General features: G+C 68.4%; 9 protein-coding genes, 1 tRNA gene and 1 pseudogene. 7 read left to right on the top strand and 4 right to left on the bottom strand.

Going from position 1 to position 9,425, the window contains the following annotated elements; genetic code table 11:
- Positions 1 to 81 precede the first annotated feature (81 nt).
- Positions 82 to 339: a hypothetical protein gene (locus ACH41F_RS22475; protein WP_391235854.1), complete on the top strand. Its 258-nt coding sequence runs from the start codon at positions 82 to 84 to the stop codon at positions 337 to 339.
- Between the two features lie 33 nt (positions 340 to 372).
- Positions 373 to 2,190 carry a glutamine--fructose-6-phosphate transaminase (isomerizing) gene (gene glmS, locus ACH41F_RS22480; protein ID WP_391235857.1) on the top strand — a complete coding sequence of 606 codons (1,818 nt, stop codon included), beginning with the start codon at positions 373 to 375 and terminating at the stop codon, positions 2,188 to 2,190.
- Positions 2,191 to 2,500: 310 nt separating this feature from the next.
- On the opposite strand, the gene ACH41F_RS22485 is transcribed toward glmS, so the two are convergent.
- The gene (locus tag ACH41F_RS22485) at positions 2,501 to 3,028 is read right to left on the bottom strand and encodes a universal stress protein (RefSeq protein ID WP_391235860.1); all 528 of its coding nucleotides are present in this window, start codon (positions 3,026 to 3,028) and stop codon (positions 2,501 to 2,503) included.
- A 309-nt stretch (positions 3,029 to 3,337) separates the two neighbouring features.
- Here ACH41F_RS22485 and ACH41F_RS22490 point away from each other — a divergent pair, with 309 nt between their 5' ends.
- The 5 genes and pseudogenes from ACH41F_RS22490 (at position 3,338) to ACH41F_RS22510 (ending at position 7,518) form a co-directional block, all read left to right on the top strand.
- Positions 3,338 to 3,643, top strand: a complete 306-nt coding sequence (locus tag ACH41F_RS22490) for a hypothetical protein (protein ID WP_391235862.1) — start codon at positions 3,338 to 3,340, stop codon at positions 3,641 to 3,643.
- Positions 3,644 to 4,029: 386 nt separating this feature from the next.
- Positions 4,030 to 5,223 (top strand): annotated as a pseudogene (locus ACH41F_RS22495) (helix-turn-helix domain-containing protein).
- A gap of 134 nt (positions 5,224 to 5,357) precedes the next feature.
- Entirely contained in the window at positions 5,358 to 5,960 is a 603-nt protein-coding gene (gene orn, locus ACH41F_RS22500; RefSeq protein WP_391235868.1) for an oligoribonuclease, read from the top strand.
- A gap of 111 nt (positions 5,961 to 6,071) precedes the next feature.
- A tRNA-His gene (locus tag ACH41F_RS22505) sits at positions 6,072 to 6,144 on the top strand.
- Positions 6,145 to 6,264: 120 nt separating this feature from the next.
- The gene (locus ACH41F_RS22510; RefSeq protein ID WP_398837109.1) at positions 6,265 to 7,518 is read left to right on the top strand and encodes a tyrosine-type recombinase/integrase; all 1,254 of its coding nucleotides are present in this window, start codon (positions 6,265 to 6,267) and stop codon (positions 7,516 to 7,518) included.
- Here the strand turns inward: ACH41F_RS22510 and ACH41F_RS22515 are convergent.
- From ACH41F_RS22515 to ACH41F_RS22525, 3 genes are all read right to left on the bottom strand, one after another.
- Positions 7,515 to 7,859 (bottom strand): hypothetical protein, encoded by a 345-nt coding sequence (locus ACH41F_RS22515; protein WP_398837111.1) that lies wholly within the window; start codon positions 7,857 to 7,859, stop codon positions 7,515 to 7,517. The genes ACH41F_RS22510 and ACH41F_RS22515 overlap by 4 nt on opposite strands.
- A gap of 123 nt (positions 7,860 to 7,982) precedes the next feature.
- Entirely contained in the window at positions 7,983 to 8,396 is a 414-nt protein-coding gene (locus tag ACH41F_RS22520; RefSeq protein WP_398837112.1) for a hypothetical protein, read from the bottom strand.
- 297 nt (positions 8,397 to 8,693) lie between these two features.
- Complete coding sequence (locus tag ACH41F_RS22525) at positions 8,694 to 9,101, bottom strand: hypothetical protein (RefSeq protein WP_398837114.1); 408 nt, start codon at positions 9,099 to 9,101, stop codon at positions 8,694 to 8,696.
- Positions 9,102 to 9,425: the final 324 nt, after the last annotated feature.

The raw sequence follows: 9,425 nt of genomic DNA on the forward strand, positions 1-9,425 counted from the left end.
TTCTAAGAGTTCTCCCAGGGGCCTGCCCGAAATCGGGCAGGATCCTTGCGAAACCCTCGCCGATACCCCAGGATCTACCGAGTGCACGACGACCTTGTTGATCACCTGACGCGCTCCACGGCCCTGAGCCGGGGCGAGGCGCTGCGGGTGGTCCAGGACGTGCTCGCCTACTTCGACGAGACGACCGAGGACTACGTCCGTCGCCGCCACCGCGAGCTCCAGGCCCAGGGCCTGGTGAACGCGCAGATCTTCGAACGGATCGAGGCGGACCTGAAATACCGGGCGGTCGCGCCGCCGGAGCTTACGCTCAGGCAGCTGCGCCGCATCGTCTACGGCTGAGTCGCCACGACCGGGGAACGGAAGAACACCTACATGTGCGGAATCGTCGGATACATCGGCAAGCGTGACGTCGCCCCCCTCCTCCTGGAGGGCCTCCAGCGCCTGGAGTACCGCGGCTACGACTCGGCGGGCATCGTCGTCACCTCGCCGAAGACGGCCGGGCTGAAGATGGTCAAGGCCAAGGGCCGGGTGCGGGACCTGGAGGCCAGGGTCCCGGCCCGCTTCAAGGGCACCACCGGCATCGCCCACACCCGCTGGGCCACCCACGGCGCCCCCTCCGACGTCAACGCCCACCCGCACATGTCGGCCGACCTCAAGGTCGCCGTCGTCCACAACGGCATCATCGACAACGCCGCCGACCTGCGCCGCAAGCTGGAGGCGGACGGCGTCGAGTTCCTCTCCGAGACCGACACCGAGGTCCTCGTCCACCTCATCGCCCGCGCCCAGGCGGACAAGCTGGAGGACAAGGTCCGCGAGACGCTGCGCGTCATCGAGGGCACCTACGGCATCGCCGTGATGCACGCCGACTTCAACGACCGCATCGTCGTGGCCCGCAACGGCTCCCCGGTCGTCCTCGGCGTCGGCGAGAAGGAGATGTTCGTCGCCTCGGACATCGCCGCGCTGGTCGCCCACACGCGGCAGATAGTGACTCTCGACGACGGCGAGATGGCCACCCTCAAGGCCGACGACTTCCGCACGTACACCACCGAGGGCACCCGTACGACCTCCGAGCCGACCACCGTCGAGTGGGAGGCGGCCTCCTACGACATGGGCGGCCACGACACGTACATGCACAAGGAGATCCACGAGCAGGCCGACGCCGTGGACCGCGTGCTGCGCGGCCGCATCGACGACCGCTTCTCCACCGTGCACCTCGGCGGCCTCAACCTGGACGCCCGCGAGGCGCGCCAGATCCGCCGCGTGAAGATCCTCGGCTGCGGCACCTCGTACCACGCGGGCATGATCGGCGCCCAGATGATCGAGGAGCTCGCCCGCATCCCCGCCGACGCCGAGCCGGCCTCCGAGTTCCGCTACCGCAACGCGGTGGTCGACCCCGAGACCCTGTATGTCGCGGTCTCCCAGTCCGGCGAGACCTACGACGTCCTCGCCGCGGTCCAGGAGCTCAAGCGCAAGGGCGCCCGGGTCTTCGGCGTCGTGAACGTGGTCGGCTCGGCGATCGCCCGCGAGGCGGACGCCGGCATCTACGTCCACGCCGGTCCCGAGGTCTGCGTGGTCTCCACGAAGTGCTTCACCAACACCACGGTCGCCTTCGCGCTGCTCGCCCTACACCTGGGCCGCACCCGTGACCTGTCGGTGCGCGACGGCAAGCGGATCATCGAGGGCCTGCGCAAGCTGCCCGCGCAGATCACCGAGATCCTCCAGGCCGAGGACGAGATCAAGAAGCTGGCCGAGGCCTACGCCGACGCCCGCTCGATGCTCTTCATCGGCCGTGTCCGGGGCTACCCGGTGGCTCGTGAGGCCTCCCTGAAGCTCAAGGAGGTCTCCTACATCCACGCCGAGGCCTACCCCGCCTCCGAGCTCAAGCACGGCCCGCTGGCCCTGATCGAGCCCGCCCTGCCCACGGTCGCGATCGTCCCCGACGACGACCTGCTGGAGAAGAACCGCGCCGCCATGGAGGAGATCAAGGCCCGCAGCGGCAAGATCCTCGCCGTCGCCCACCAGCACCAGGAGAAGGCCGACCACACCATCGTCGTCCCGAAGAACGAGGACGAACTGGACCCGATCCTGATGGGCATCCCCCTCCAACTCCTCGCGTACCACACCGCCTTGGCGCTCGGCCGGGACATCGACAAGCCCCGCAACCTCGCCAAGTCCGTGACGGTGGAGTAGTCAGCCCTCGCGCTGGAACGAACGGGCCCCCACGTGTGCCACCCGCACGTGGGGGTCCGTTCTGCTCGCCGGGGCCGCCCAATACCCCGGCGCTGGCTGCCACTTGGCCGGTTGCCGTCACGCCCCGGCCCGCAGCCCGCCTCAAGAGCACCGTCGGCGGCGGGCGAAGCCCTTCCTGCCGTGCAGTGGTGCGGTGAGCGATATATGCCCTTCACAAAGGCACAAACACCTCTACGCGCCAGTAGATTTATGCGCCACGCACAGGGGGCCGGGAACTCCGGGGACTCATCTCACCCGGGTCGAGGGGCAGTTAGGGAATCACCACGACGGGACGCTTCGCCCGCTTCGCGAGCCGCCCCGCGACGGACCCGAAGATCCGCCCCACGATGCCGTGCGTGGAGCCGACGACGATCGCGTCCGCCTCGTACTCCCGCCCGACCTCTTCGAGCTCGTGGCAGATGTCGCCGCCGCGCTCCACGAGGATCCAGGGCACCTCGGCGAGGTAGTCCGCACAGGCGAGCTCCAGCCCGAGCACCTCGGTGCGGTGGTCCGGTACGTCGACGAAGACCGGCGGCTCGCAGCCCGCCCACACGGTCGTGGGCAGCCGGTTGGCGACATGCACGATGATCAGGCCGGAGCCGGAGCGGTGGGCCATGCCGATGGCGTACGCGAGAGCGCGCTCACTGGAGGTGGAGCCGTCGAAGCCGACCACTACGCCGTGCTGGAAAGCGGGGTCGCAGGAGTGGCGTGGCTCTTCCGCCGCCAGGGGTTCGGCCGCCGTCGGGTCGGCGACCGGCCGCTTGCGGTCCGCGGGTTCGAAGAATTCGTGACCGGCCATGGCTGTCTCGGCGTTGTGATCCTTAGTGGGAGGGACGACCGTGTGCGGAGGAGCTGTGTCCGGGAATCATCTTCCCAACCCCATACCCCCAAGGGTACGGCGGCACGCCTCCTTAGCCCAGATCCCGCGCACGGACGGTGGGGGTTCCAGGGAGCATGCACGAGGGTGCGCCCGTAACGCAATGGTTGCTGCGCTGTACAGGCGGTTTGCATGGGATTCCGGGCGCCGGGCACCCCTGACGGCCCTGCGCGCAGTGACCGACCGCTCGAACATGCGTTGAACTCGGCAGTCACCCCCAGGGAGCACCGCATGACAGGACACCGATCCCCCTCCGAGGACTCCGCCACGGACGTGGTCCGCTGGGCGGCGTTCAGCTGCGTCCTCGTGCCCGTGGTCCTCGTCTGGTACGGCTCCTCGCTCGCCGGCGCCGCGGGCACCGCCCTCGGTCTCGCCGCCGTCACGGCCGTGTGCCGGGTCCTGCTGCGGCAGTCCGAGCGCGGCGCGGCCCGCCTGCTCGCCGAGGAGCGGGCCCCGCATCGCGGACGCCACCACAGGAGCGGGACCGGGCCCCGCAGGGGCGGTCGGCACACCGGGGGAAACTCACCGGTCGCTTGACCGGTTTCCGCGCACGGACCCGTATCTTTTCAGCCAACTTCCGGCCACCGCGCATCCCTTGCCCGGACCACCCCCCTCTCCCCGTTCGACCTGCACGGAAAGGGTCCCCGGCACCCGGTGCACCCTACGTGGATTGGCCACTGCGACGAGGCGCACTTCCCTGCACGGCCCGCGAGTGCAACGCTTCGTGATCGAATGCTTCACGCCAAGTTGCCATGTCGACAATGTGCCGGTTGCCGAACTGGTCACCCCGGCACCACGCGACACAGTAGATTCGATCTTGACGTCTTACGGCGGGGGACTCGTGCAGGACCGAGGGGAAACGTGTTGGAGCGACAGACCCGAAAGGTTAAGGGTGCCGCGACCACCGAGGGGGGCTTAGCAGTATGAGCCACGACTCCACTGCCGCGCCGGAAGCCGCGGCCCGGAAGCTTTCCGGGCGACGCCGCAAGGAGATCGTCGCGGTGCTGCTGTTCAGCGGCGGCCCCATCTTCGAGAGTTCCATACCGCTGTCGGTGTTCGGGATCGACCGCCAGGACGCCGGCGTGCCGCGCTACCGACTGCTGGTGTGCGGCGGCGAGGAAGGCCCACTGCGGACCACAGGGGGCCTGGAACTCACCGCGCCGCATGGCCTGGAGGCGATCTCGCGGGCGGGCACGGTCGTCGTGCCGGCCTGGCGTTCGATCACCTCACCGCCGCCGGAGGAGGCGCTCGACGCACTGCGCCGGGCGCACGAGGAGGGCGCCCGCATCGTCGGACTGTGCACCGGCGCCTTCGTGCTGGCCGCTGCGGGCCTGCTGGACGGCCGGCCCGCGACCACGCACTGGATGTACGCGCCGACGCTGGCCAAGCGCTATCCGTCGGTGCACGTGGATCCGCGCGAACTGTTCGTCGACGACGGCGACGTGCTGACCTCCGCGGGCACGGCGGCCGGAATCGATCTCTGTCTCCACATCGTGCGGACGGACCACGGCAACGAGGCGGCCGGGGCACTGGCCCGCCGGCTCGTCGTCCCCCCGCGCCGATCGGGCGGCCAGGAGCGCTACCTCGATCGATCTTTACCGGAGGAGATCGGCGCCGACCCGCTCGCCGAGGTCGTCGCCTGGGCGCTGGAGCACCTCCACGAACAGTTCGACGTGGAGACGCTCGCCGCGCGCGCGTACATGAGCCGTCGTACGTTCGACCGCCGCTTCCGCTCGCTGACGGGCTCCGCCCCGCTCCAGTGGCTGATCACCCAGCGGGTGCTCCAGGCGCAACGGTTGCTGGAGACGTCCGACTACTCGGTGGACTAGGTCGCGGGCCGCTGCGGCTTCCGCTCGCCGGTGGCGCTGCGCGGGCACTTCCGCCGTCAGCTGGGCTCGTCCCCGGCGGCGTACCGCGCGGCGTACCGGGCCCGGCGTCCGCAGGGCGACAGGCCGACCGAGGGCGAGGGAACGGCCGGCCCCGTGGGTCCGGCACCCGTCCTCCATCCGGAGAGCGGACCGGTACCGATGCAGACCCGGCGTACGGCGGCGGCGAGCGCGATGGGCCCGGCGGCCCAGCTCTCGGCGAGCCTGCCGGGGCAGCGCAGCGGATCGTAGCGGCACGGCAGGACGCCTGACGGGACGGCCGGGCGGGGTGAGCGACTCATCCCGCCCGGCCGTCCCGCCATGAGCGGACGGTCGGGCGCGACGCCGGGCATCCCAAAAGGCCACGCCAGCTTTAGGGTGGTCGCATGAACGATCGCATGGTGTGGATCGACTGCGAGATGACCGGCCTCTCGCTGTCCGACGACGCGCTCATCGAGGTTGCCGCCCTCGTCACCGACTCCGAGCTGAACGTACTCGGCGAAGGAGTGGACATCGTCATCCGACCGCCGGACCGGGCGCTGGAGACGATGCCGGAGGTGGTGCGTCAGATGCACACCGCGTCCGGACTGCTGGACGAGCTGGCCGCCGGCACCACGCTGGCGGACGCCGAGGAGCAGGTCCTCTCCTACGTCCGGGAGCACGTCAAGGAGCCCGGCAAGGCCCCGTTGTGCGGCAACTCGGTGGGCACGGACCGGGGCTTCCTGCTGCGGGACATGCCCACGCTGGAGGGCTACCTCCACTACCGGATCGTCGACGTCTCCTCGGTGAAGGAGCTGGCCCGGCGCTGGTACCCGCGGGCGTACTTCAACAGCCCCGAGAAGAACGGCAACCACCGCGCGCTCGCCGACATCCGGGAGTCCATCGCGGAGCTGCGCTACTACCGCGAGGCCGTCTTCGTGCCGCAGCCCGGGCCCGACTCGGACACCGCCAAGTCGATCGCCGCGAAGTACGTCCTGCCTGCTCAATAGGGGCGTCAGGGGCCGTGGGAGGGGCGCCGCGAAAGCCGGGCGCGAGCACCCCTTCGGACCCTGTACACTTTTTCTCGGCCGGGGGAAACCGCGAGGCAGACGCCGGTCATGGTGGGTGTAGCTCAGCTGGTAGAGCACCTGGTTGTGGTCCAGGATGCCGCGGGTTCGAGTCCCGTCACTCACCCTGAATGATCAAGGGCTGACCTGTGAAAATTGGTCAGCCCTTGATCTGTTTCTTGGCTTTGGGAACATCACGGGAACAAGACCCCTCCCCGACGCCCGATTCCGACCGTATCTTCCCTGCATGGCGAGCATCGTTCCCCGCCCGAAGAAGTCGGGCGAGATCACGTATCAGGTGAAGTGGCGCGAGGATGGCGACTGGCAGACGGAGAACTTCGGCGGCGACGACGGTCAGGCCCAGGCCGAGCAGTTCCGCAAGCTCGTGGAAGCGCACGGCAACAAGTGGCCCTATGGCTGGGTCCGCGGCAGGGGCTTCGTGGAGCCGGACGAGAACCCAGACGACGCACCGTTGATCGACTACGCGAAGCGGTACGTGGACCGGCTGACTGGTGTGGACATCCGGACCCGCGAGGACTACCACCGCGAGATCCGACTGCACTTCACGCACCTGGTGCACACTCGCGCCGACGGGCTCGAGGTGCCGGCGACGATCTGCAATGTCACCCAGGACGACGTGACCGACTGGGTCCGCCGAGAGCAGGAGGGGCAACAGGACCCCGCCGACAGCACGCTGTGGGTCCGGAAGAAGGCGGACCCGAAGAGCATCGCGAACCGGCACGGCCTGCTCTACTGCGTCTTCCAGGCCGCCGTGGACGCCACCCCACAGCTGCGCACGAAGAACCCTTGCAAGAAGACCCGGCTGCCGCGACAGGATGATCACGTCGACGAGGACATGACCTTTCTCGAGCGCGACGAGTACGCCCGCATCGCGACGGAGATCAAGGACCCCGACGCGCGGGACCTGGCCGACTTCCTGGTCGGCACAGGCATGCGCTGGAGCGAGGCCAGCGCGCTGAAGGTGAAGGACTTGGCGTTGCAGGCCGATCGGCCGACGGTGTCTGTGCAGCGGGCCTGGAAGCGCGCAAAGGTGGGTAGCCCCGAAGCGTTTTTCCTGGGGCCGCCGAAGACGCGGAAGGCGCGGCGCCTGGTAGCGCTCAGTCCGGCTCAGGTGGAGACGTGCCGGCGGCTGGTCACGGGCCAGGGACCGGAGGCGTTCGTATTCCGTGCGGCGATGGGCGGGCCGTGGCGGCACTCGAACTTCTACCACCGCAAGTGGCAGCCAGCGGTGCAGGCCGCGATCGCTGCGGGGCTGCCGAAGCGGCCGCGGCTGCACGATCTGCGGCATACGCACGTGGCGTGGTTGATCGCGGCGAACATCCCGCTGCCGGCGATCCAGGCGCGGCTGGGGCACGAGTCGATCCAGACCACGGTGGACCGGTACGGCCATCTCATCCGTGCGCTGGATGACGAGATCACCGCCGCTGTGGAGGCGGTCATGGCCGTACCGGCGCCACGGGCCGGCCTGCGTGCGGTCTAGTCGGATCCGGCCTGTGGGGGTTGCCAGTTCTGCGTCCACAGGCCGGAGCCGACGATCTGGCGGAGGTCTTGCAGCATCTCGTGGCGGGCCTGGGGGGAGAGGTGGCCGTGGACGATGAGCCACGTGAAGGAGCCTTCACGTTCCACAGGCATGACGACCTTGCCGCCGGGCAGGTGGTCGACGTATTCCATTTCTATGCCGGGTTGTTGCAGGGTCTGATCTTCGTGCGGCTGCTCCTGCTCGCCATCCGGACCCTGCCCTTCCGGCTCGGCGCCGTGGTCTGTCATTCGCGGAACCCCTTTGCGTGGCTGCGTCGCGAATTCGCTCATGTGTTCGAACACGCGAACGAACCTGATCCTTTGTCGCCCCCAGGCGGATCATCGACGATGCCACACCTGCCACCCTGTGACCAGCAGCAACCAGAAAGTAATACTGGCTGTTCACGCTCTGGCCAAGGGTGCGGGTCACATGAGCAGGACGGCCCCAGGCCGAGGCCGAGGGGCCGGCGCCTCGGCTGGCATGCGCCGCCGGTCGGCGCCATCCCAGCACTGCACCCACAGGCCGTCACCCACGATCCGCTCGAGAATGCGGTTCATCTCGTCCCGCATCGCACAGGTGCAGCTGCCAGCGCGGACCAGCCATATGCAGGAGCGCTCGCCTTCGACCGGCATGATCGCGACGCCCTTCGGCATGTCCGCGGAGGGGATGAGTTCCCATCGACACTCGGCGATGCCAAGCCCCTGGGGAGGGTCCTGCATACGACCGTCTTCCGTCCATCGCTGTCGCCACAGACCGTGACCGACTTGCTGTCGGACTATGCGGTTGAGATCCCGCACGAGGTCGCTGCGCACGTGCAGCGGGTGCAGGTAGATGTCCACCAGGCCGCCTGGACTGTCCTGCGCGTGCACCAACCGCCCCGACGGGATCTGGCCCGGCCGAGCCACGTGGTACACGGATGACTGGTGCTGGTCCGGCATATCGCCCCCTGTCGCCCGTGCGCTGCGGACGACTCAAAGTGCAGGCAACACACGGGTACCAATGATCACATCCACCCCCAGGCGGAAAGCCATTGAACACCGAACGACACAATCCGCCAATAGGAGAAGCACACTGCGTAACCGGCTCGCCGACCGGTTTCCCGCAACTGGCCACACCCGTACGGAAGTTACCTACGGTCAGTCCTTCTTGAGCTTTCTCCAGGACTCCATGAGCGCCATGACCCGCGCCTGATCCTCCGGATCCATCTCCTGGAAGTCATGGATGAGGGTGCGAACCTTGCGATCTTGCGACCAGACGGTGTCGATGCCGAGGTACTGCGCCCCGGCCGCTTCCTGAACTAGGCCGAGCGGCAGCCGGAAGGCTGCGGCAAGTGCACGCAGCTGCGGGAGGCTGGGAGCCTTGACGCTCTCGGCCTTCAAGAGGCTGTCGAGAGTGGTGCGCTTGTACAGCGGGCCTGCGTCGCGGCCCTCAGGGTCGATGCTGGCGTCGGCGAGGTCACGGATGCTCAGGTCCAGCTCTTCCTTGCGACTACGCAGGAGATCGGACAGGTCAGTCCGGCTCCTCGTCCCCTCGTCCGTCATCATCCTCAATCTCCAGGTCGCTATGGGCTGCCCGGTGTCCATGTGACCACTGGTACGTGCGCGGCATATGCGCTGTTCAGCGCATCGTTCCGATCCGAAGTCGTGGGCACAGTGTCCAGGTTCAGTGGCAGTTTTCGCCAGTCCGGCAGCTCGGCTTGACCAAATCGCTCCCCAACTCATGACCGGAAATCTGGACAACGCGCCCGACTTTCTGGCACGGTGTGGTCTGTCCGGATTTTCGGTCAAGTTGTCCGCGAGGTATGCCCATGATCTCTCCACCCCGATACCGGCTGCTCAGGCCCCATCTGATGCGCGAGCTGATGGAGC

The organism is Streptomyces sp. NPDC020489, assembly GCF_044386545.1.
Classification (GTDB): domain Bacteria; phylum Actinomycetota; class Actinomycetes; order Streptomycetales; family Streptomycetaceae; genus Streptomyces.